The organism is Cupriavidus sp. C1SS-2L (assembly GCF_057073735.1).
The window spans coordinates 236,108-258,337 of record NZ_CP172709.1; the positions used below are offsets into that span (position 1 = coordinate 236,108).

Here is a 22,230-nt window from a genome sequence, read left to right on the forward strand (position 1 = left end):
CGTTCTCCGCGGCGGCTGCCGTTCAGCCGACCTCGTCCAGAAAGGCCCGGGCCTGTTTCAGATCGAGCGTATCGAAGCCTTCGCGGAACACGCCATAGATGCCGGCTAGCACCTGGCGCGCGGCATCGGCCTTTCCCTTGCGGCGCCACAGCCGCGCGAGGCTTAGCGCCGCGCGCAGTTCGAGCGACCTGGCGCCCTGCTGGCGCGCCGTGGCGATGGCCTTGTGGAAGCAGTCTTCCGCCTCCTCGCAGGCCAGCGTGCCGTCGCCGGACTCGGCCAGGACCAGTTCTCCCTTCTGGCGCAGCAGGCCGGAAGCGTCGAGCCGTTCGCCGGTCTGTTCGGTGATCGACATGGCTTCATCCACCAGCGCCAGGCCGGTCCGGAAGTCGCCGGCCATGCTATGCGCATCGGCCAACAGCCCCAACAGGCTGGGTCTGGCCAGCGACGCGCCGGTGGCGGCGTAGGCGTCCAGTCCCTCCAGCATCAGGGCGATGCCCGCCTGGTGGATTCCGCGCTCGGCCATCGCCCAGCCCTGCAGCACTTTGCCCCATGCCAGGTAGATCGGAAAGCCCTGCTCGCCGGAAATGTCGGTGGCGGCTTCGGCGAACTCGCGTACCTGCTGCACCTCACGCCGGCACACGTGCACCTCGGCCGCAAAGATCAGGCAAAGGGCAAGGTTGAATGCGTCAGGGCGCTGCCGCGACAGCGCCAGGGCTTCCAGCGAGCGTGCGCGCGCCAGGTCCGGCAGACCCTGGTACCACAGGATCCACCCCAGCGTGGCCATGGCATGCACGGCCGGGTCGCGCCCATAGCCCAGCAGGAAATCATAGGAGGACTGGTCCGGCCGCTGTACGGTCAGCACCTGTTCCATGTGGTCGCGCGCAGCGCTGATCTGGCCCAGGCGGAAGGTCGTCGATCCCTGCACGCGATGCCCTTCGGCGAGCTGATCGGGCTTCTGCGAGCGTATGGCCATGCCGAGCAGCCGTCTGCCGAGCGGCAGCGACACGTTGTACTGCGCGCGCAGCTGGTAGAACGCCCATAACCCGAGCTGCGCGGAAAAGACCTGTGGCGTGGGCTCGCCCTGTTCGCACAGTGCCAGCGCGCGCCGGTAGTTGGCTTCGACCTCGGTGGCGGCCTGCCCGCGTGTCGCGATCAGCGCCGGTCCCAGCGTCAGCAGCAGCGAGAGTTCCTGCCGCAAGCGCTCGGGCGTGTCGGGCAGCCGCTTGAGCAGCGCAATGGCATCGCCAAGGTGGCCGATGGCTTCGGGCAGGGCAGAGCGTTCCAGCGCCTGCTGGCCGGCGTAGTGCAGGTATTCGATCGCCTTCGGCACATTGCCGCTGAGGCTGTAGTGGTGGGCGAGCTCGCCGCAGTAATCCTTGAGCCGGCCCGGAAACAGCGACTCGATCGCATGCGCGGTGCGCTCGTGCAGTGCGCTGCGCCGCTCGGTCAGCAGGCTGTGGCCAGCGACTTCCTGCGTCAGCCCATGCTTGAACGCGTATTCCACATCGGGGAAGGCCGGTTGCTCGTAGATGAAGTCCGCCGCCTGCAGTGCGGTCAGTAATGGCCGCAGCGCGTTGTCGTCTGCACCGGTGACATGGCGAATGAGGCTCAGCGAGAATTCCTTGCCGATGACCGCGAGCGTCTGCAGCAATTCCTTCTGCGCCACGGGCAAGCGGTCGATACGCGCGGCCAGCACGCCCTGCACGGTAGTAGGAATATGCAGCAGCGCGGGCGCCTGTTCGATGCGGAAACTGCCGGACACGCCCAGCAGTACCCCTTCCTCGGTCAGCGTCTGGACCACTTCCTCCATGAAGAACGGGTTGCCTTCGGTCTTGTCGAGGATCAGCCGCTTGAGCGGCACCAGGCTGCGATCGTCGCCGAGCAGCGCAGTCAGCAGTCCCTGTGCCTCGGCGGGGCCCAGTGGTTCGAGATGAAGCTGCGTATAGGCGCCCCGGCCGTGCCACTCGTGCGCATACTCGGGTCGGTAGTTCACCTGCAGCAGGATGCTGGCGGCTGGCACATGATCGACGAGGATATTGAGGAAGCCTTCGGTCTCGCTATCGAGCCACTGCAGGTCCTCGAAGATCAGGGCGAGCGGCTGGTTCTGGCTTTCGCGCACCAGCAGCTGCGCGATGGCTTCGAAGGTGCGCTGGCGCCGGATCGTGGCATCCATGGTCGGCAGCGTCGAGTCGGGATCGCTGCTGCCGAGCAGGTAGAGCAGGTAAGGCAGATGCGGTTCCAGCGAACGATCCAGCGTCAGCAGCCTGCCTGTGACCTTCTCGCGGCAGACGCGGTCGTTGTCCTGTGCCGCGACCTGAAAATAGTTCTTCAGCAGTTCGATTAGCGGCAGGTAGGCAAAGGCCTTGCCGTGCGAGACCGAGAACGTTTCCAGCACCAGGCAGCCTTGCCGCGATCTAGCCTTGAATTCGTGGAAGAGCCGCGACTTGCCTACGCCGGCCTCTCCGACCACGCCGACGATCTGCCCGCTGCCGGCCTTCGCCAGGTCGAGCGCGGCGTGCAATTGCTCCAGCTCTGCCTGGCGGCCCACGAACCGGGCCAGCCCGCGGTGCGCGGCCACCTGCAGGCGCGTGCGCAACGGGCCGAGTCCCAGTACCTCGTAGACTGGCAAGGGCTCGCGCACGCCCTTGACATGTGTGGTGCCGAGCGCCTTGAACTCGAAGTAACCCTCGGTGAGCTTGTGGGTCGACTCGCTGATCAGGATCGACGCCGGCGTGGCCACGCCTTCCATGCGCGAGGCGATGTGGATGGTATGCCCCACCGGGTCGTAGTCGGTGTGCAGGTCGTCCTTGCGGATCGAGCGCACCACGACTTCGCCGGTATGAATGCCAACCCGGATTTGCAAAGGGATGCCCAGCTCGAGCCGGACACGGTCGCTGTGGCGACGCATCGCCTCCTGCATGCGCAGTGCCGCATACAGGGCTCGCAGCGCGTGGTCCTCGTGAGCAATCGGCGCGCCGAACAGCGCGAGGATGCCGTCGCCGAGAAACTTGGCGACGTAGCCCTCATAGTGGTGCACGGCCTCCATCATCAGCGTGGCGACCGGGTCGATCAGGCGCCGGGCTTCCTCCGGGTCCAGGTCTTGCGTGAGTGCCGTGGAACCAGCCATGTCGGCGAACAGCGCCGTGATCGTCTTGCGTTCGCCCGCGGCTCCCCCGCGCGCTTCCATGGCCGCGCGTTCGGCAAGAATGCGCTCGGCAAGGTGGGGTGGGGTGTATTGGACCGGGGCGGCAACCTGGGCAGAAGCGGAAGGCTGCGAGGCGGCCAGGCCGGCCAGCGCGGCGCCGCAGCCGCGGCAGAATTTTGCAGTCGGGCCGGCGGGCTCGCCGCATTGCGGGCAGGTCCGTGGCAGCCCGGCACCGCACTCCTCGCAGAAGTTGGCCTTTGCGAGGTTCTCGAACCCGCAATTTGTGCAGCGCATATAGCCTCCTGCCGCCCTGGTCTGCCCGAGCCCGGCTTTATCCATTAGACGCGCGATCCGGGCGGTTGGCAAGGCACGCAACGCGAGCCGTCGGGATCGCGTATGCTGGCAGGCTAACCTGTTTGCGCAAGGACGCTATGAAGCCTGATGCCAGACTCACCACCGGCCCTATCGGCCGGACCCTGCTGATGTTTTCGCTGCCGGTGCTTGGCAGCAACATCCTGCAGTCGCTCAATGCTTCGATCAATTCCGTCTGGGTCGGGCGCTATCTTGGCGAAGCCGCGCTCACCGCCACATCAAACGCCAACATCATCCTGTTCTTCCTGCTGGGCGTGGTGTTCGGCATCAGCATGGCCAACACCATCATGATCGGGCAGGCGGTCGGCGCGCGCGACCTGGGTGAGGCGCGTGCGATCGTCGGCACCAGCACCACGTTCTTCGTGCTGTTGTCCGTGGCCGCATCGATCTTCGGCTTCATCTTCACCCCGGACATCCTGGCGGCGATGCAGACCCCGCACGATGCCGCGCCGCTGGCCGTGACGTACCTGCGCATTATCTTCGTTGCGCTGCCGTTCATGTACTTCTACAACTTCGTCATGATGACGCTGCGTGGCGCCGGCGATTCGCGCACGCCGTTCTACTTCATGCTGTTGTCGGCGGTGCTCGACGTGGTGCTCAATCCGTTGCTGATTTTCGGCGTGGGACCGCTGCCTGCGCTCGGCATCGCGGGCTCGGCGCTGGCCACGCTGATCGCGCAGCTCACGAGCCTTGTCGCGATGATTGCGTTGCTTTATCGCCGCCGCCATTTCCTGCTGCTGCACCGCGAACAACTGGCGCTGCTGAAGCCGGACCCGGCCATCATCCGCGCGCTGGTGGCCAAGGGCTTGCCGATGGGTTTGCAGATGGTGGTGATCTCGTCGTCGGCGATCGTGATGATGTCGCTGGTCAATGCCTACGGGTCGCAGACGACTGCTGCATACGGTGTGGCATCCCAGCTTTGGACGTACGTGCAGATGCCAGCGCTGGCGGTCGGTGCGAGTGTTTCATCCATGGTCGCGCAAAACGTCGGCGCGGGCCTGTGGCATCGCGTCACGCGCATCACGCGCGTGGGTCTGCTGTTCAACCTGGCAATGACTGGTGCGCTGGTCGGTCTCGTCTACCTGTTCGACCGCAACTCGCTCGGCCTGTTTCTCGGCACGGACAGCGTGGCCATCGGCATCGCGCAGCATATCAACCTCATTGTGCTGTGGTCGTTCATCCTGTTCGGCTTCACCATCGTGATCTTCGGCACGGTGCGCGCCACGGGTGCCGTCATGGCGCCGCTGGTCATCCTGTTCCTGTCGATGTGGGTGATCCGATTGCCGTTTGCATGGAGCGTTGGCAAGAACTGGGGTGCCGATGCGATCTGGTGGAGTTTTCCGCTGGGTTCCGTCGTGTCGGTCGCGCTGGCGGCTGGCTACTATCGCTTAGGCAACTGGCGCGCGAGCCATATCCTGCCCGTGCCGGCCCATGCGCCTGAGGCAGTGGGGCAGGCGCCTGATACCAGCATGGGCACGCCGTGCGAGGACGCCGGCCCGGTATCCGAAGCGGACGACATGCCGCCCCGAACCGTGGAAACCGTACGTTGAAAGGGAATCGAAAGATCGGCATGGCATCGTTGCGTCCGCTGCCGTTTTCCGCGGCACGGATGCACTCGTTCGCTGGTCCGCCGGTGGCATTCGCACCTACACGTTTTCCTTCCTGATACCGCGCCGATGCCGCATGGCAACGGCGCGCGTCTGTTGTTGTTCCTGTCTTCCTTCTTCGCTGTTTCTGCTGCCACACGAATGCATCATGGCGTGATGTATTCGTGTGCGAACTCGCATGCCTGGTTGGTTTCATCGTGGCGCATCGGTGAATACCCCTAATCCAACACAAATGAAAGGAGGCTGAAAGATCCCGTCTTTAAGGTTCCGATCAACCGTCGGGGCATGCGTTTGCATGCAGCACTCCGCGACTGAGCCAAGGCGCGGCACCGGCACGGCATTTTGTGAACTTTGAGGAGAATCGTTTTGCGCATACGTAGCCAAAAGGACTTTGCCTCCGGCCTGATGTTTATTCTGGTCGGTCTGGGCTTTTCCTGGGTCGCACGCGGCTATTCCATGGGAACCGCCGCGAAAATGGGGCCCGGATACTTTCCATTCCTGCTCGGGCTGGTCCTGGCCGTGCTCGGCGCGCTGGTGCTGATCTCGTCGCTGTCGAGCAAGGGCGAGCAAGACCACCTCGCACGCTGGGACCTGAAGACGCTGCTGTGGATTCTCGGCTCGGTCGTGCTGTTCGGCCTGCTGCTCAAGCCGCTCGGCATGGTGCTTTCCGTGTTCGTGCTGGTGCTGGTGTCGTCGATGGCCAGCCACGAGTTCAGCTGGAAGGGGGCGCTGCTAAACAGCGTCGTGCTGGTCCTGATCAGCCTCGCTGCCTTCGTGTACGGCATCAACCTGCAGATGCCGGTGTGGCCTGCATTCATCACCGGTTAAGGGAGCGCCGAGATGGAATTGATTGAACACCTTTCACTGGGATTCTCGACGGCGCTGTCGCTGCAGAATCTCGCCTATGCGTTCCTGGGCTGCGTGCTCGGGACGCTGATCGGCGTGCTGCCGGGCCTGGGGCCGCTGGCCACCATCGCCATGCTGCTGCCGGTGACGTACACGCTGCCGCCGGTGGCCGCACTGATCATGCTGGCCGGTATTTATTACGGCGCACAGTACGGTGGCTCGACCACCGCGATTCTGGTGAACCTGCCCGGTGAATCGTCGTCGGTGGTGACCACCATCGATGGCTACCAGATGGCACGACGAGGACGAGCAGGGGTGGCGCTGGCCACATCCGGCCTCGGCTCGTTCTTCGCCGGCTGCGTGGCCACGCTGATCCTGGCCGCGTTCGCCACGCCGCTGTCGGAACTGGCGTTCAAGTTCGGCCCCGCCGAGTACTTCTCGCTGATGGTGCTGGGCCTGATCGGTGCCGTGGTGCTGGCTTCGGGCTCGCTGCCCAAGGCGGTCGCGATGATCGTGCTGGGCCTGCTGATGGGCCTGATCGGTACCGACGTGAACTCGGGCGCGGCGCGCTTCTCGTTCGACGTGCCCGAACTGACTGACGGCATCGACTTCGTCGCGCTGGCAATGGGTATGTTCGGTTTCGCGGAAATCATCGCAAACCTCGAGCAGAAGGAAGCCCGCGAAACCTTCACCGACGCGGTGACCAATCTCTGGCCGACCAAGGACGACTTCAAGCGCATGGCGCCTGCCGTGCTGCGCGGCACGCTGCTGGGCTCGGCACTGGGTATCCTGCCAGGCGGTGGTGCGGCGCTGGCTTCGTTCGCGGCTTACTCGCTGGAGAAGAAGACCTCGAAGTACTCGCACGAGTTCGGCAAGGGCGCCATTGAAGGCGTGGCAGGTCCGGAATCGGCCAACAACGCCGCGGCACAGACCTCGTTTATCCCGCTGCTGACGCTGGGCATTCCGCCGAACGCGGTGATGGCGCTGATGGTTGGTGCCATGACCATCCACAACATCCAGCCCGGCCCGCAGGTGATGACCAGCAACCCGGCGCTGTTCTGGGGCCTGATCGCCTCGATGTGGATCGGCAACCTGATGCTCATCGTCCTGAACCTGCCGATGATCGGCATCTGGGTGAAGCTGCTGACCGTGCCGTATCGCTTCCTGTACCCGGCCATTCTCGTGTTCTGCGGCATTGGCGTGTACTCGGTCAACAACCAGACCTTCGATGTGTTCATGGCTGCCGGCTTCGGCGTGATCGGCTACCTGTTCCTGAAGCTCAAGTGCGAACCCGCTCCGCTGCTGCTGGGTTTCGTGCTGGGACCGATGATGGAAGAGAACTTCCGCCGTTCGCTGCTGTTGTCGCGTGGTGACTTCACCGTGTTCGTAACCCGTCCGCTGTCGATGGGCCTGCTGATCGCTGCTGCGGCACTGGTCGCTGTGGTGGCCCTGCCGTCGATCAAGGCCAAGCGCGAGGAAGCGTTCCAGGAGGAGTAGCCCCCCAAGCGCTCCGGAGCCGCGCCGCCCGACGGTGGCGTGCATACGCAAGCATTCGGGGTGCCTTCGTGCACCCCGTTTTTTCTTGCAGCGGAGCAAGTCTCCGCGACGATGGACCAAGAAGAGAGTGCCCGACTGCGGTTGCAGTCATGGGCCGCGCAAGATGAACAGTGACTCCGCTCCGTGACGGGGTGGGAGCTTCGCCAGCGCCCATGAAATCGCCTTCCCTTGACCGGGTCTTTTCCCGGATTTTTATCCTCAAGCTCGTACATGCGAGCCCGTCGACCGTGATGAACCTGGTCGACCGCTTGCGTGAGTATGGGATCGAACTGAACATCCGCTCGCTGCGGCCGATCCTGCGCAGCCTGATGATCGCGCGCGCGATTACGGCTGAGTTGGTGGAAGGCAGTGGCCGGGTGTATTGCATCACTGACAGCGGTCGCGACGAGCTTGATCGCTATCTGTCGCATCTGGATGTTCTTAAGAGGGATGGTGGGGTGGAATGATTGATCCGACCCGCAGTTCGGCGAGGCACCACAAAAAAGAGGCCCGCATTCGCGGGCCTCTTGCTTTTCAAGTCAACAACATCACTGCGATGGCTGCGTCACCAGTTCCAACCCAGCCTGCGACTCATCATCACCGCGTGCAACCAGCACCTTGATGCGGTTCGGCAGCGTGGCCTTGATGCCGTCCACCGGAAGCGTGGTAATCAGCCAGTCGGCATTGTTAGCCAGCGTCAGCGTGCCGGAATCGAAGATCACCGTCTTGCTGCCCGCCGTCGTGATACGCAGACGGTAGGTGCCACCGTTCAGGTCGATGGAGTCCTGGCCGGATGCCGGCACGGCAGACTTGAACGCGACAGCCGCGAACGTCGGCGTTACCGAGTTCAGGTCGACAGCCGGTGTCGTCAGGTAGATATCCACGTTCTGCGCATTGAACGATGCGTTGAGCGCGCGTACTCGTGCCTTGTCCGAAAAGAGTCCTTTCTCGAACGGATCATCGATCTGCACGACGTCCGCGGCGCTTTCGCTGCCCGGCATGGCTACCGCAGTGTACTTGTGGCCCGTATGGGTGTTGATGGTTGCCCGGCCGAGTTCAGTGCTCGTGCCGGCCACGTTGAACGAAAAGAGCTGGTTCCCTTCGTCAACGCTGCGGTAGGTCGACACGAACTTGTAGGGCTCGTTCAGCAGATTGGTCTTCGCGCCGTTCTGCAGAACGTCGACATTCGGGCCTCCCGGTATGGCATGGATCACTCGCACAGTCGGCTTGCTGAGGCCAACGCGGGCGGCCACACCATCATCGCCGCCTCCACCGCAAGCCGAGAGGGCTGCCGTAGCGGCAATCGCGAGGCTGAGAACAATACTGGTCTTTAAGCGGAACATAGTGTCACCTCTTCCGTTGCGTTGTATCAGGAGCGAGAGGCAGCACGGCCGCGCCAATGCGGCGGCTGCAGGAGGCAGGGCGTGCCAACAGGCCGATGAGACTTTTGCTTAATGCGTGTGGCCTTATTGCAACGATAGGAAGGAACTTTGGGAGGAGGCAGGCGCGGACCTCCGAAATCGGTGTCGGAGGATTCCGACAGGAGGATCGGCTAGCGGTGTTCCTGCCGGGCGACAGGAACAGCGAATCAATAAACGGCTCAGCGTCCCGCTATGCTCTGGGCCACGCCATGACCACCTGGTTGCGCCCGTTCCGCTTGGCTTCGTACAGCCCCGCATCCGCAACTTCCACCAGCCGGCTGCTCGGTTGGCCGTCTTCCGGCACGAGCACCGCGGCGCCGATGCTGACGGTCAGGAAGCCGCCGGTGTCCGCGCCGCTGTGCGCGATGCCGAGCGATTCAATCGCGCGCCTGACTTTCTCCGCAAACAGTCGCGCACCGCCTGGCGACGTGGACGGAAGGACCATCGAAAATTCCTCGCCACCAAAGCGCGCAGGCAGGTCGGCCGGGCGCGAACAATTGTCGCGCAGCACAGCGGCCACGCGCCGCAGGACTTCGTCGCCGGCTACATGCCCGTACGTATCGTTGTAGGCTTTGAACGCGTCCACGTCGATCATCAGCAGCGCGAGCTGGCTCTGCTCGCGCTGGGCTCGCTTCCATTCCGCGTTCAGGTACTCGTCGAAATAGCGCCGGTTGGACAGCCCCGTGAGCCCGTCCGAGTTGGTGAGCCGCTGCAGTTCGAGATTGGTTTCGAGCAGTTGCTGCTGGCTTTGCCGCAACGCGCGATAGGCCTCGTCACGCTGCAGCAGGTTCAGGTACGAGCGCGAGTGATAGCGGATGCGCGCAACCAGTTCGATGCTGTCCGGCAGTTTCACCAGATAGTCGTTGGCGCCAGCGGAAAACGCCGCGCTTTTCATCGCCGCTTCTTCCTTGGTGGATAGCACGATGATCGGGATGTCGCGCGTGGCCGCGTTGTCGCGGTAGCGGCGCACCAGTGTCAGGCCGTCCACGCCTGGCATGACCAGATCCTGCAGGATCACGGTCGGGCGGGTGCGCTCGGCGACGGCGACAGCATCGTCCGGCGTCGCACAGTAGTGGAAATCGATGTCCGGCTCTGAGGCCAGTGCGCGGCGTACGGCCTCGCCAATCATCGCCTGGTCGTCCACCAGCAGCACCATGACGGGATAGCTGTTGGCTGCGGGGGTGTCGGTGATAGCGGTGATGGCTGTGTTATCGGGTTGTTGCATGCTGGCTTCCTTGATGGCTCGGCCCCAAACGTCCTGGTTGAGCATCGGCGATCTGTGTCGTCTCGTTGATATCGGTTTTCTTGCTGCGCCTGTCAGCCCGGCGGCGGGCGCACGCTGCAGCAGGCCTGCACCAGGCGCGGCGCAATGGCCGTGAGCGGCAGGATCTCGCTGGCGGCGCCCATCGCTGCGGCTGCCTTGGGCATGCCATAGACGGCGCTGGTGGCCTGGTCCTGCGCGATGGTCAGGCAACCATGGTCCCGCATGGCCTTGAGGCCGCTGGCGCCGTCGCGGCCCATGCCGGTCAGCAGTACGCCGATGGCCTGTCCGCGCCAGTACTCCACCACGCTTTCGAAGAACACGTCGATGGACGGCCGATACAGATATTCGCTGGGCTGTTCGGTATAGGCCATGCGGTTTGACCCTAGCAGCCGCAGATGATTGTTGGTGCCCGCGATGAGTACCGTGCCGGCCTGTGGAGTTTCGCCCGGCGCCGCCACGCGTACCGGCAGCGCGCACTGGCTGTCGAGCCAGTCGGCCATGCCGGGAGCGAACGCTTCATCGACGTGCTGGACGGCGACCACCGCCGCGCAAAAGTCGGCGGGCAGGGCGCCAAGCAGCTTGGCCAGCGCCGCCGGCCCGCCTGCCGAGGCGCCGATGGCTACCAGGCGCGATGCCGCCAATGTGCCCGGCATTTCCGTGATGGCAGGGCGCGGTGCCGCACGGCCGGCGACCAAGCGCCCGATATTGCGCATCTTGCGCAGCAGCGGCCCCGCGGTCAGCTTGGCGTCGGACTCGGTCAGCGTGGGGGTGTCCACGGCGTCGATCGCGCCGTGGCCCATGGCGTCGAACACCTGCGTGGCGTTGCGGCCGAGGTCGGTCGTGACCACGACGATGGGGCACGGCGTGGCCGCCATGATGCGGCGCGTGGCTTCGACGCCGTCCATCACCGGCATCAGCAGGTCCATCAGGATCACGTCGGGCGTATGGGAGGCGGCGAGCTGTACCGCCTGCTCGCCATCGCCGGCGACCCAGACGATCTCGAACGCCGGGTCCAGCGCAATCGCGCGGCGCAGCGCGGCGACAGCCAGTGCCGAATCGTTGACGATGCCGACTTTCATGTGCTTGCCTCGCCGATCAGGTCGTGCACTGCGTCGAGCAGCGCAGCGTCGTGGAAACTGCCTTTGGCCAGGTAGTAATCCGCCCCGGCTTCCAGGCCGCGCTGGCGGTCCTGTTCGCGGTCCTTGTACGACACGACCATAACCGGCAACTGCTGCATGCGGGGTTCCTTGCGGATCAGTGTGACAAGCTCGATGCCGTCCATACGCGGCATGTCGATGTCCGTAATGACGAGATCGAATGGCTCGGCGCGCAGCACGTTCCAGCCGTCCATGCCATCGACGGCGACCGCGACGTCATAGCCGCGGCTGGCCAGCAGCTTGCGCTCCAGCTCGCGCACGGTGAGCGAGTCGTCGACGACCAGCACGCGCTTGCGCCGAACTTGCGCGATTGCCGTGCCGGTCTGGCGTACGTGCTCGATGCGCCCGTCGGTGACGAGTTTCTCCACCGAGCGTACGAGATCGTCCACATCGAAGATCAGCACTGGCGTGCCGTCGTCGGTCAGCGCACCAGCGGCGATGTCCTTGATCTTGCCAAGCGCCGGCGCAAGCGGCTGGACCACCAGCAGGCGCTCGCCGAGCATGCGGTCCACGGCAATGCCATAGACGCGCTCCTGTTCGCCGATGATGACGACGGGGATGTGGTCGCCATCGAGCGGATGTTCCGGACGCTGCAGCACCTGCGCGGCGCTGACCAGCCCTACCGCGCGGCCGGTGTACTGGAAATGCTGGTGGCTTTCGGTCTGCGCCACGTCGTGCCGGGGTACCGATGCCGCGCTCAGCACATGGCCGAGCGGAAACGCATACGCTTCGCCGGCCACTTCCACGAGCAAGGCGCGCACGACTGACAGCGTAAGCGGCAGTTCGAGGTGAAACTGCAGGCCGCCGCCCGGCGACTGCGCCAGCCGCAGGCTGCCGCGAACGCGGCGCACCATTTCCTGCACGGCATCCAGTCCGACGCCGCGTCCCGATACTTCGGACACGGTCTCGCGCATGCTGAAGCCGGGCAGCAGCAGGAACTCAAGAAGTTCAGCCTCTGACAGCCGCGCCGCGGTGTCCTCGCTGGCCAGGCGCCTGCGCACGATGGCCTGGCGCAGGGCGGCGAGATCGACGCCGGCACCGTCGTCGCCAATTTCGATCACCAGCCGGCCTGCATTGTGGCGCGCCTGCAGCAGGATGCGCCCCTCGGCGGGCTTGCCCTGCGCGACACGGACATCGGATGGCTCGATGCCATGGTCGACAGCGTTGCGCAGCAGGTGCGCCAGCGGCGCATCCAGTGCTTCAAGGATGTCGCGGTCGACCTGCGTGCCGGCGCCGACCAGTTCGAGGTGCGCCGCCTTGCCGAGCGAACGCGCGAGGTCGCGCACCATGCGCGCATAGCCGGCCAGCCCATCGGACAGCGGCCGCATGCGGCAGGCGAGAGCGGTGTCATAGAGCCGCCGCGCGAGGCGCGCGGTGCGGTGCTCGTACTGGTCCAGTTCTTCCTGCCGTTGCGACAAGTGTTGCGCGCCGTCTTCGAGCAACTGCCGTGCATCGGACAAGGCCGCCATGGCGCCTGCATCGGCGCCGCTGCCGGCCAGCGCATCGCGCAGTGTGTCGAGTGCCTGCAGCGCGCGCGCCTGTTGGCGACGCGCCTGCAGCATGGCCTTGGCGAACGGGCGCAGCCAGTGCGATTCGACCATGGCTTCACCGGACAACGCGAGCAACTGGTCGAGCGATTCGGCGCCGACGCGCAGCATGCGCTCCTGTTGCTCGGGGCCGGTTGCCGCCGATGGCATCGATGGCGGCGAGGGTGCCAGCGCGTCGGCCACAGGAAGCACAGGAAGCGACGGCGGTTCAGGCTCTGCGACGGATACGGGCGGAGCAACGGGTGCTGTGGGCAAGTTTCCGCCCGGCAGCGCCTGCAGGCGTTGCACCACGGCATCGATCTGGGTACGTCCTTGACGATCCGCCCAGGCCGGATCGCCATCGGGTGGCTGGCCGATGCGCTGCAGCAGGTCGGTGCCTTGCAGCAAGGCGTCGATATGCGCGGCGCTCAGCGGCATGCCGCCCTGCGCGGCTACCAGGCAGTCTTCCATCGCATGAGCAAGGCGCACACCGCCGTCGAGCCCGACAATGCGCGCCGCGCCCTTGATGGAATGCGCCGCACGCATGCAGGCATCGAGATGGCTTGCCGCAGCGGGGTCGCGCTCCAGCGCGAGCAGGCCTGCATTGAGGACTTCGGCCTGGGACTCGGCCTCTAGCGCAAACAGTTCCAGCAGCGAGGCGTCGCGCAACTGGTCGGCATTCATGCAAGGCTCCGTGTCAGTGCCTGGCGCACCAGCGCGGCGTCAAGCAGGCCCACGTTGCGGCCCTGGTCTTCGAACAACGCCTGGCTGTAGCGCGTGGACGCCCTGGCCAGCGTGGCCGGCAGCGGCAGCAGCGCGTTGTTGCGCAAGCGGCGTACGCCACTGACTTCGGCCACTGGCAGTGCAATGGCACCGCGGCCTTGCCCCAGCACCAGGAAGCGCTGCCCTTGCCGGGCGCCTGCCTGCGTATCGGATTCCTCCCCGGTGCCGAACAACCGAGCCAGCGACAGACAGGCCAACAGGCTGCCGCGCACGCTCGCCACGCCCAGCACGGCGGCGTCGCGGCGGTGCGGGAGCGAGTGCACGGGGCATGGCGCTGTGACTTCGCCAATGGCCTCTGTGGGCAGGGCCAGCCATTCTTCTCCGACGCGGAAGATCAGGCAGGACAAGCCCGACCCTGCAGGCTCGGCGTCCGGCTCGCTGTGCGGGCGGGCGACGGGAAGCCCGGTCATCGCCTGCCCATCGAGCAGCGCCGTGGCGGCGCGCGAATAGGTCGGGCAGTTGCGGCAATGGATATGCGTCGCGAGCAGCGTGCAACTGCCGTCGCCACGGACGCCGATGCGGCGCCAGCAATCGTCGATCTGCACGTTGGCGGGAAGGGTTTGAGCGTCGGCCATGGCTAGGCGGTACGGGTATGGCGCTGCGCGCGCTGGCGCAGGCGCGCGGCGCCGGCGTGGTCGCCCTCGGTATCGAGCAGCGCGGCCAGATGATGGAGGGCTTCCTGATGGCCCGGGTCAAGGTAGATCGCGCGGCGATATGCGTCGCGCGCGCTCGACGTGAGGCCGGCCGCGTCGTGGAGCACGCCGAGCATGCAGCAGGCATCGGCGCTCGGGCCCTGGCTGGCAATCAGTGCTTCGCACGCAGCGGTGGCGGCTGCGAGGTCGCCGCGGTCGGCAAGCGCCGAGATGCGAGCGAGCGGGGTAGGCGTCGGGGCAGCGGCGCGCGGCGCGCGAACCGGCGCAGGCTCGCGCACGGCCGGCGCTGGTTGCACACGCAGCGAAACCGGGCGCGGCGGCATGCCGGCAGGCGCCGGTGCGGCGCTGGCTTGCAGCGGTTGCTCGCTCCGTGCTTCGCCAGGCGTTGCCTTGCGAAACGCAAAGGCCAGCGGCACGCCGGCGGAGGGCAACCCTTGCGCGCTCAGCAGGCTCGCTTCAGCAGGGCCGACGAAGATCATGCCGTCGCTCGCGGTCAGCCGCGCCAGCGTTTGCACGGCACGCCGCTGCACGTCGGCATCGAAATAGATCAGCAGGTTGCGGCAGAACACGAAATCGTACGGTGCCTCGCCGGCCAGCAGGTTTGCGTCGACGATGTTGCCGAGCCGCAGCTGCACCAGCTCGCGCACGCGCGCATCCAGCGCATATCCTCCCGGACACGGCGTGAAGTAGCGCTCGCGGAAATCGAGCGGCGCGCCGCGAAACGCGTTGCTGCCGAAAATGCCGGCGCGCGCGCGGGCCAGCGCGCGCGCGCTGATATCCAGCGCGTCGATGCGAAAGCGCGCCGCCGGAATGCCAGCATCGAGCAGGGCCATCGCGATGGAATACGGCTCCTCACCGCTGGCGCAGGGCAGGCTCAGCACGCGTAAGTGCCGCGCGTGGTCGCCAAACACGCGCTCGGCGGCAAAGCGGCCAAGGGCCATCAATGCTTCTCTGTGCCGGAAGAACCAGGTTTCCGGAACCACCACGGCTTCGATCAGCGCCTGGAACTCGTCCGGCTGGCTGTGGAGCAGGTTCCAGTAGGCCGCCTCGTCGTGCGCCTGCAGCGCGGCCTGGCGCTCGCGCAGTGCGCGTTCGAGCGCGCCGGGTCCGATGGACCGCGCGTCAAGTCCGATGCGGGCCCTGAGCAGTGCTTCGATATGGGTGGCCGTGCTCATGGCGCGGATGCCTGGCAGACGTCGCGCGCCGCATCGAACAGATTGGCGTGGACGTCATCGGGCAGCAAGGCGTTGACGCGCACCCATTGCACCAGGCCGCGCTGTTCGTCGTGGCGTACCGGCCCGAGGTAGCGCGCCGTGCCGGCATCGATGCCGGTGTCGACGAACGACTCCGGCTCGCAACGCAGGGTCTCGGTGGCGTGCTCGAGGCGCAGCCCGAGCAGGCGTGGCGCGTCACAAGGTGTGCGGCGGTAGTGGACCAGCACGGTGCGCGTACTCGTGCGCAGTGCCGCGGGCACGCCCGTGGCGAGCGCGCGCAGGTCGATCACCGGCACGGATTGACCCTGGCGCGACAGCACCCCCGCCACCCATGCGGGGCTGCCGGGAATCTGCTTGAGCGCGGTCAGGGGCAGGACCTCGGCGACCTCGGTCGCATCCAGCGCATAGTGGTCATGGCCCAGCCGGAACAGCAGGAACAGTTTCATCGGCGCGTGGCCTCCCGCTCCACGGCGCTAGACCTTGAAGCGCGACACGCCGCTGCGCAGCTCGTTGGCCACCAGCGTCAGCTCGTCGATGGCCTGGCTCGACTGGCGCAGCGACTCGACCGTCTGCTGCGCGGCTTCGGAAAGCTGCATGAGCGCCTGGTTGATCTGCTCGGCGCCGCCAGCCTGTGCCTGCATGCCTTCATTGACCATCAGCACGCGGGGCGCGAGCGACTGCACCTGCCCGATGATCTGCGACAGCTGGTCGCCGACCTGGGTCACGTCGGACATGCCGCGGCGCACCTCTTCCGAAAACTTGTCCATGCCCATCACGCCCGCGGCGACGGCGGACTGGATCTCGCGCACCATCTGTTCGATGTCGTAGGTGGCAACAGCAGTCTGGTCGGCCAGCCGGCGGATTTCGGTGGCGACCACCGAAAAGCCGCGCCCGTATTCGCCGGCCTTTTCGGCCTCGATGGCGGCGTTGAGCGAAAGCAGGTTAGTCTGGTCCGCCACCTTGGCGATCGTCGTGACCACCTGGTTGATATTGCCGGCCTTTTCGTTGAGCGTGGCGAGCTTGGCATTGACCGAGCCAGCCGCGTCCATCACGTGCTGCATGGTGGCTTCCATGCGCGACAGTCCGACCTGGCCGGTACCCGCCAGCCCGGCGGTCTGCTCGGCCGCGTTAGACACCTCGTTGATGGTGCGGACCAGGTCGCGCGCGGTGGCGGAGATCTCGCGCGACGTGGCGCCGATCTGCGTCGTGGTGGCGGCGGTTTCGGTGGCCGTGGCCTGCTGCTGGCGGGCGGTCGCCGCAATCTCGTTGACCGAGGTGGTGACCTGGATTGCCGAGCGCTGTGCCTGGCCGACCAGCGAGGTCAACTCGCCCGTCATCTGGTTGAAGCCTTGTTCGACGTCCTGGAACTCGTCGCCGCGGCCCAGCGCCATGCGCAGGCGCAGGTCGCCGCCGCGGATGCCGGCCAGCAGGCCGACGATGGAGCGCATCGGCACGGTAATAGCGCGCAGCAGCAGGTAGCCGCAGATGGCCGACATGGCGACTGCCACGAGCAGGGCGACTTCGATGCCGATCTTGGCCGAACTGACGGCCGCATTGATGCCGTGCGCGGCCTTCTCGTTCACCGCGTTGTTGTCATCCACCAGGGTCTGGGCGAGCCTGCGCACTTCCGCCCAGTGCTGGTTCGCCTCGCCGCGCAGCAGCGCTTCGGCTGCCTCGCCACCCTTCCAGCTCGCGGATTGCGTGAGCGGCAGCGCCAGCTGGTCGTACCGGCTGCGCGCCGCCTTGTACTGGTTGAAGGTGGCGCGGTCGTTGTCACGCGTGATGGTGCTCTCGTATTGCTGCTCGAGCCGGTCCAGCCGCTGGCGGACTTCGGCGCTTTGCTGCTGGTACCCCTGGCGCTGGCTCTCGGTGCCGGCTTTGACCGTCTCCCAGGCGAGGACATAGACCTCGCCCCAGGCGCCGCGGATGCCGGTGCTGTAGTTCAGGCCCGGCAAGGCGTCCTTGAGCATCAGATTGGTTTCCCGTTCGATTGCCGACAGCCGGTTGTAGGCCACTACTCCCATCAGCGCCATGACCAGCAGGATGAAGGTAAAGCTTGCCAGGATGCGCGTTCGGATAGTCCAGTGGTTCAAGGTTCGGTTCCCGTTTCCGTTCTTTTTCAAAGGCAGCCGCGACGGCCTCATCGCCGGCTGCGTGGCGATGCGCGGTAGGGTACTGTAACGCCGGAGGCGTTTCAACGCCGGGGGCCGGTCGAACGCCGGGCGTTGCTAGGCTGCATTGGTGCGCGGGCCGGTTTGCCGGAAGCGCTTGCTTTTTTTATGGTTTTCGTCACACTTCCAGAATCGCAGATCTGGTAACAATGTCGATAATCGCAAATGAGGCAGGGATGGTGGCCAAGTCGGGGGCGAAGGCGGCTGGCGCTTCGCCAGACGGGGAGACCGATCCGCTGACCGGGGTCGGGAATCGCCTGGGATTCCTAAAACGGCTGGAGGCACGCCTGCATAGCGAGGCAGTGCCCCGCTGCGCATTGCTGCTGATCGGCATTGACGATTTCCGCGCCTTCAACGACATGCACGGCCATGCCGAGGGCGATCTGATCCTGCAGGGCGTGGCACGCCGGCTGCGCGATGCTTCCCCGCGCGATGCCGTGATCGGCCGTATCGGCAGCGACGAGTTCTCGGTGTTGCTGCCGTCCATTTCCGATCCGACCCTGGTGCGGCACGTCGGCGCCGCCATCCTTTCCATGCTGACCGCGCCGCACGAGCACAGCGGGCGCCGCCACCACGTGCTCGCCAGCGTCGGCGCATGCGTGATGCCGGCGGCCGGCGATCTTGCGTCGGACGCGCTCGCGGCCGCCAGCCTGGCGCTGGCCCGCGCCAAGCATGACGGCGGACGCACCATCCGGTTTTTCAAGCCGCAGATGCGGCAGGACGTGACCACGCGGCTGTCGCTGGTCCAGGCCCTGCACGAAGCGTATGCGCAGCGGCAGTTCGAACTGCACTACCAGCCTCAGGTCGATCTGCGCACCGGCCATATCCACGGAGCCGAGGCGCTGCTGCGCTGGCGCCATCCGACCCGCGGCCTGCTCGCGCCGGCCAGTTTTATCGATGCCCTGGCGGCCAGCAGCGTGGCCAGCGACGTCGGCATGTGGCTGCTGCAGACCGCCTGCGCGCAGGCGCGTGCCTGGTCGCTGACGCTGCCGCAGGCGCCGCGCGTGGCCATCAACCTGTTCGCGGCCCAACTGGCCGAAAGCCGGCTGGTGACCGAGGTGCGCCACGTCCTGCGCTCGCTCGAACTGCCGCCGGCCGGCCTGGAGATCGAGATCACGGAGACCATCGCTCTGCAGCAGGGCGACGAGGTGTCCGACCAGCTCCAGGCTCTGCGGCGCGACGGCGTGACCCTGACCTGCGATGACTTTGGCACGGGCTACGCCTCGCTGAGCTTCCTCAAGTCGTTCCCGGTCGATCGGCTCAAGATCGACCAGTCCTTCGTGCGCAACGTGACGCAAGACCCAGTGGACGCCGCCATCGTACGGTCCGTGATCAACGTCGGGCAAAGCCTGCAGATCGGCGTGGTGGCCGAGGGCGTGGAAACGGTCGAGCAGCGAGACTTCCTGCTGGCCAATGGCTGTTGGGAGGCGCAGGGCTACCTGTATGGGCGGCCGATGCCAGCCGAGCGCCTTACGGAGCACTTGCGGGAGCAGTCTGGGAATTGAGGAAAGGGGGGCATGCCGGGCCAATAGGGGCGCCACATTCGGCCGCCTGAACTGCCGGCAGAGAACGGCCGGCACAGAGCGGCCGTGACTGGCGGAGTTGTTTCCACCTTTGACTTCCCGCGGCGCAGCTGACGCCATCCGCACTGCGATTCCCCGCACCCGTCCTGCCTCCGCAGCGCAGCCGCGGCCGCCATGCCCCGTTCAGGGGAAATACCCGCTTACAAAGTCTTGTCCGCGCAGGACATCCCCAAGCGTTGGGCCATGTATGGTGACATCAGGCGGCTGTCCGCCGTCACGGGTCTCGCTCTCCAGTTTCTCGATTCCATGCCGCGCTTCCTTTCACCTGACCGCAACTCCGTCTCCCGCCACCGCAGCCTGAAAGCCGGTGCCGCACCCTTGCTGCCGATGCTCGCGGTGATGGCGGGCGTGGCCCTGACGCTGGCCCCATGGCCCGTGCAGGCCCAGCTATCGCCACTTGGCGACCCCGGCGCGCAGGTAGGGCAGGTCGATCCGCCCACGCGCGTGGCGACATTGACCGATGCAGCGGGCAATCTCAGCTTTGCGCCGGCCGGGTCGGACGAATGGGCAGCAGCGGGCCTGAACCGGCCCATCACCACCGGCGACCGGCTGTGGGTGGATAACGGCGGCCGCGCCGAAGTCCATGCCGGCTCGGTGGCGATCCGGCTCGGCAGCGCGACTGCCGTCAGCGTGCTCAACCTGGACGACAACGCCACCCAGGTCAAGCTCACGCAAGGCACGCTGCAGCTGCGGGTCCGTGCCTTGCCCCCGGACCAGCCTGTGGAGATCGATACCCCCAACCTGGCGTTCGTGCCGCGCGAGCCTGGCGACTACCGCATCGATGTGGCGCCCGACGGCAGCACCACGACGGTGACCATGCGCCACGGCCGGGCCGCGATCTACGGCGAAAGCCGCTCGCTGGAAATGCAACGCGGCCAGCGCATGCGCTTTGCCGGAACCGACCTGGCCGATGCGGGGCAGGGCGACCTGCCGCCCGAGGACGAATTCGACCGCTGGACCGCCTCCCGCGATGCGCGCGAGGACGCCTCGCCATCCGCCCGGTATGTGCCGCGTGACATGCCCGGCTATGCCGCGCTTGACGGTTATGGCGACTGGCAGGACGACCCGGGCTATGGCGCCGTGTGGTATCCGCGCGTGGTGCAAACGGGCTGGGCGCCATACAGCACCGGGCACTGGGCCTGGATCGCGCCCTGGGGCTGGACCTGGATCGACGATGCGCCGTGGGGGTTCGCTCCCTTCCATTACGGGCGCTGGGCCTACATTGGCACGCGCTGGGGCTGGGTGCCGGGGCCGCGCGTGCCACGGCCGTGCTATGCGCCGGCGCTGGTCGGTTTCGTCGGCGGCGCAGGCCCTTACGGTGGCGTGCGTGTGGGCGGCGGACCGGGCGTGGCCTGGTACCCGCTTGGCCCGCGCGACGCGTACCGGCCCGTGTACCGCGCCAGTCCCGGCTATGTCACGCGGATCAACCGGGTGACCGTCAACAACGTCACGATCGACAACCGTTTCCGACGCGAGCCGCACCCGAACCGCGACGTGCCCGGCGCGATCAGCGGCATGCCGGCGCGCAATTTCGTCGAAGGCCGGCCGGTACCGCGCAATATGCGCGGCAATGAATGGCGCAACCTGCCGCAGGGCGAGGGCCGCGGCGCGCCACCGGTGGCGCCGGTCAAGGGCAGCTTGCTTGGCGCGGCACCATCCCGCTCCCTTCCGCCGCAGGCACGCCAGGGCTTCGAACGCCAGGCGATCGCGGCGCGCCCGCCCGGACAACCCGCGCATGACGACCTGGCGCGACGCTTTGCACGCGAAGGCGGCGTGGTCTCCGGCGCTGGCCCGGTATGGCGCGGTGGAGACGCGCGGCCCCGCGGCATGGACGGGCACGGTGCCGCAAATGTGCGGATGAGCCAGGTAGCCCCGACTGCGCGGCCCGGCCTGCCGCCGCCGCGTCAGGACGACAATGCCATGCGCCGCCCGCCAGCCGGTGCCGAGCGCGGCTCCCCGCCGTCCGGTGGCGACGGGTGGCGCGGCAATGGCCGTGGTCAGACCACGCGGCCCGACCAGGCTCAGGGATTCGCGCAGATGCCCGACGCTCAGCGCCAGGCGCAGGACATGCAGCGCCAGCAGCAACAGGCGATCCAGCGCCAGCAGATGGAGCAGCAGCGCCAGCGCCACGACGCGCAAGACCAGGCCCAGGCGATTCAGCACGACCAGCAACAAGGGATCCAACGGCAGCAGATGGAGTCGCTGCGCCAGATGCAGGAGCAGCAGCGTCAGCAGTCCGACCAGCGCAACATGCAGTCGCAACGCCAGCAGGCCGATCAGCAACGTCAGCAAGCCGATCACCAGCGGCAGATGGCTGACCAGCAGCGGCAGCAGGAGGCGGTCCAGCGGCAGCAGGTCGAACAGCAGCGTCAGCAGGTCGAGCGACAGCGTCAGATGCAGGACCAGCAACGCCAGCAGATGGACCAGCAGCGGCAGCAGGAGGCGGCCCAGCGCCAGCAGATAGACCAGCAGCGCCAGCAGGCGGAGCGGCAGCGCCAGATGCAGGACCAGCAGCGCCAGCAGATGGAGCAGCAACGCCAGCAGGCGGAGCGTCAGCGCCAGATGCAAGACCAGCAGCGCCAGCAGATCGAGCAGCAGCGGGCCATGCAGGAGCAGCAACGTCAGCAACAGGCAATGCAGCGCCAGCAGATGGAGCAGCAGCGCCAGATGCAGGAGCAACAGCGGCACGCGCAGGAACAGCAACGCGCGGCCCAGGAGCAGCAACGCGCCATGCAGGAACAGCAGCGGGCCGTGCAGGAGCAGCAGCGCAGGCAGCAGGACCAGCAGCGGCAGATGCAGGAGCGCCAGCGGCAACAGCAGCAACAACAGCAACAACAGCAACAGCAGACGGATCAGCAGCGCCAGCAGCAGCGCGCGCACCATGACCGCGGACAGACGGAGGCTCGCAACGAAGGAGACCGCCGCCAGTAGCCGCTCGCCTCCAACAGCGCT

General features: G+C 66.5%; 15 protein-coding genes. 6 read left to right on the forward strand and 9 right to left on the reverse strand.

From position 1 onward, the window contains the following. Positions 1–22: 22 nt before the first annotated feature. The gene (locus tag ACIGJG_RS18825; RefSeq protein ID WP_483673735.1) at positions 23–3,439 is read right to left on the reverse strand and encodes an adenylate/guanylate cyclase domain-containing protein; all 3,417 of its coding nucleotides are present in this window, start codon (positions 3,437–3,439) and stop codon (positions 23–25) included. Between the two features lie 137 nt (positions 3,440–3,576). Between ACIGJG_RS18825 and ACIGJG_RS18830 the strand changes: the two genes are divergently transcribed. The 4 genes from ACIGJG_RS18830 to ACIGJG_RS18845 all read left to right on the forward strand — a co-directional run bounded on the left by ACIGJG_RS18830 (position 3,577) and on the right by ACIGJG_RS18845 (position 7,973). Beyond that, a complete protein-coding gene (locus ACIGJG_RS18830) occupies positions 3,577–5,067 on the forward strand; it encodes an MATE family efflux transporter (protein ID WP_140949640.1) in 1,491 nt (496 codons plus the stop codon). Between the two features lie 423 nt (positions 5,068–5,490). After that, positions 5,491–5,952, forward strand: a complete 462-nt coding sequence (locus ACIGJG_RS18835; protein ID WP_483673736.1) for a tripartite tricarboxylate transporter TctB family protein — start codon at positions 5,491–5,493, stop codon at positions 5,950–5,952. Between the two features lie 12 nt (positions 5,953–5,964). Further along, the gene (locus ACIGJG_RS18840) at positions 5,965–7,467 is read left to right on the forward strand and encodes a tripartite tricarboxylate transporter permease (protein WP_011299769.1); all 1,503 of its coding nucleotides are present in this window, start codon (positions 5,965–5,967) and stop codon (positions 7,465–7,467) included. Positions 7,468–7,679: 212 nt separating this feature from the next. Further along, positions 7,680–7,973, forward strand: coding sequence for a helix-turn-helix transcriptional regulator (locus ACIGJG_RS18845; protein WP_011299770.1), 294 nt, complete (start codon positions 7,680–7,682; stop codon positions 7,971–7,973). Positions 7,974–8,054: 81 nt separating this feature from the next. Here ACIGJG_RS18845 and ACIGJG_RS18850 read toward each other — a convergent pair whose 3' ends face one another. From ACIGJG_RS18850 to ACIGJG_RS18885, 8 genes are all read right to left on the reverse strand, one after another. Then, entirely contained in the window at positions 8,055–8,849 is a 795-nt protein-coding gene (locus tag ACIGJG_RS18850) for a DUF4397 domain-containing protein (protein ID WP_011299771.1), read from the reverse strand. A gap of 268 nt (positions 8,850–9,117) precedes the next feature. Then, positions 9,118–10,152 (reverse strand): response regulator, encoded by a 1,035-nt coding sequence (locus ACIGJG_RS18855; protein ID WP_041680394.1) that lies wholly within the window; start codon positions 10,150–10,152, stop codon positions 9,118–9,120. Positions 10,153–10,244: 92 nt separating this feature from the next. Continuing rightward, positions 10,245–11,270, reverse strand: coding sequence for a chemotaxis response regulator protein-glutamate methylesterase (gene cheB, locus ACIGJG_RS18860; protein ID WP_011299773.1), 1,026 nt, complete (start codon positions 11,268–11,270; stop codon positions 10,245–10,247). Next, positions 11,267–13,558: a hybrid sensor histidine kinase/response regulator gene (locus ACIGJG_RS18865; RefSeq protein ID WP_011299774.1), complete on the reverse strand. Its 2,292-nt coding sequence runs from the start codon at positions 13,556–13,558 to the stop codon at positions 11,267–11,269. The genes cheB and ACIGJG_RS18865 overlap by 4 nt, the downstream gene beginning before the upstream one ends. Next, positions 13,555–14,232 (reverse strand): chemotaxis protein CheW, encoded by a 678-nt coding sequence (locus tag ACIGJG_RS18870; RefSeq protein WP_011299775.1) that lies wholly within the window; start codon positions 14,230–14,232, stop codon positions 13,555–13,557. The genes ACIGJG_RS18865 and ACIGJG_RS18870 overlap by 4 nt, the downstream gene beginning before the upstream one ends. A gap of 2 nt (positions 14,233–14,234) precedes the next feature. Continuing rightward, the gene (locus ACIGJG_RS18875; protein ID WP_011299776.1) at positions 14,235–15,485 is read right to left on the reverse strand and encodes a CheR family methyltransferase; all 1,251 of its coding nucleotides are present in this window, start codon (positions 15,483–15,485) and stop codon (positions 14,235–14,237) included. After that, entirely contained in the window at positions 15,482–15,970 is a 489-nt protein-coding gene (locus tag ACIGJG_RS18880; RefSeq protein WP_011299777.1) for a chemotaxis protein CheW, read from the reverse strand. The genes ACIGJG_RS18875 and ACIGJG_RS18880 overlap by 4 nt, the downstream gene beginning before the upstream one ends. A gap of 27 nt (positions 15,971–15,997) precedes the next feature. Next, the gene (locus ACIGJG_RS18885) at positions 15,998–17,668 is read right to left on the reverse strand and encodes a methyl-accepting chemotaxis protein (RefSeq protein ID WP_181184397.1); all 1,671 of its coding nucleotides are present in this window, start codon (positions 17,666–17,668) and stop codon (positions 15,998–16,000) included. A 203-nt stretch (positions 17,669–17,871) separates the two neighbouring features. Between ACIGJG_RS18885 and ACIGJG_RS18890 the strand changes: the two genes are divergently transcribed. Both ACIGJG_RS18890 and ACIGJG_RS18895 read left to right on the forward strand, forming a co-directional pair. After that, positions 17,872–19,200, forward strand: a complete 1,329-nt coding sequence (locus ACIGJG_RS18890; protein ID WP_011299779.1) for a putative bifunctional diguanylate cyclase/phosphodiesterase — start codon at positions 17,872–17,874, stop codon at positions 19,198–19,200. A 261-nt stretch (positions 19,201–19,461) separates the two neighbouring features. After that, on the forward strand, positions 19,462–22,209 hold the full coding sequence (locus ACIGJG_RS18895; protein WP_483673738.1) for a DUF6600 domain-containing protein: 2,748 nt from the start codon (positions 19,462–19,464) through the stop codon (positions 22,207–22,209). Positions 22,210–22,230 lie beyond the last annotated feature (21 nt).

Excerpts from the sequence above, each read along its gene's own strand:
- ACIGJG_RS18885 (WP_181184397.1), bottom strand. The coding sequence starts at position 17,668 with ATGAGGCCGTCGCGGCTGCCTTTGAAAAAGAACGGAAACGGGAACCGA.
- ACIGJG_RS18825 (WP_483673735.1), bottom strand. The coding sequence starts at position 3,439 with ATGCGCTGCACAAATTGCGGGTTCGAGAACCTCGCAAAGGCCAACTTC.
- ACIGJG_RS18870 (WP_011299775.1), bottom strand. The coding sequence starts at position 14,232 with ATGGCCGACGCTCAAACCCTTCCCGCCAACGTGCAGATCGACGATTGC.
- ACIGJG_RS18855 (WP_041680394.1), bottom strand. The coding sequence starts at position 10,152 with ATGCAACAACCCGATAACACAGCCATCACCGCTATCACCGACACCCCC.
- ACIGJG_RS18845 (WP_011299770.1), top strand. The coding sequence starts at position 7,680 with ATGAAATCGCCTTCCCTTGACCGGGTCTTTTCCCGGATTTTTATCCTC.
- ACIGJG_RS18840 (WP_011299769.1), top strand. The coding sequence starts at position 5,965 with ATGGAATTGATTGAACACCTTTCACTGGGATTCTCGACGGCGCTGTCG.
- ACIGJG_RS18875 (WP_011299776.1), bottom strand. The coding sequence starts at position 15,485 with ATGAGCACGGCCACCCATATCGAAGCACTGCTCAGGGCCCGCATCGGA.
- ACIGJG_RS18865 (WP_011299774.1), bottom strand. The coding sequence starts at position 13,558 with ATGAATGCCGACCAGTTGCGCGACGCCTCGCTGCTGGAACTGTTTGCG.
- ACIGJG_RS18880 (WP_011299777.1), bottom strand. The coding sequence starts at position 15,970 with ATGAAACTGTTCCTGCTGTTCCGGCTGGGCCATGACCACTATGCGCTG.
- ACIGJG_RS18895 (WP_483673738.1), top strand. The coding sequence starts at position 19,462 with ATGTATGGTGACATCAGGCGGCTGTCCGCCGTCACGGGTCTCGCTCTC.
- cheB (WP_011299773.1), bottom strand. The coding sequence starts at position 11,270 with ATGAAAGTCGGCATCGTCAACGATTCGGCACTGGCTGTCGCCGCGCTG.
- ACIGJG_RS18830 (WP_140949640.1), top strand. The coding sequence starts at position 3,577 with ATGAAGCCTGATGCCAGACTCACCACCGGCCCTATCGGCCGGACCCTG.
- ACIGJG_RS18890 (WP_011299779.1), top strand. The coding sequence starts at position 17,872 with ATGGTGGCCAAGTCGGGGGCGAAGGCGGCTGGCGCTTCGCCAGACGGG.
- ACIGJG_RS18850 (WP_011299771.1), bottom strand. The coding sequence starts at position 8,849 with ATGTTCCGCTTAAAGACCAGTATTGTTCTCAGCCTCGCGATTGCCGCT.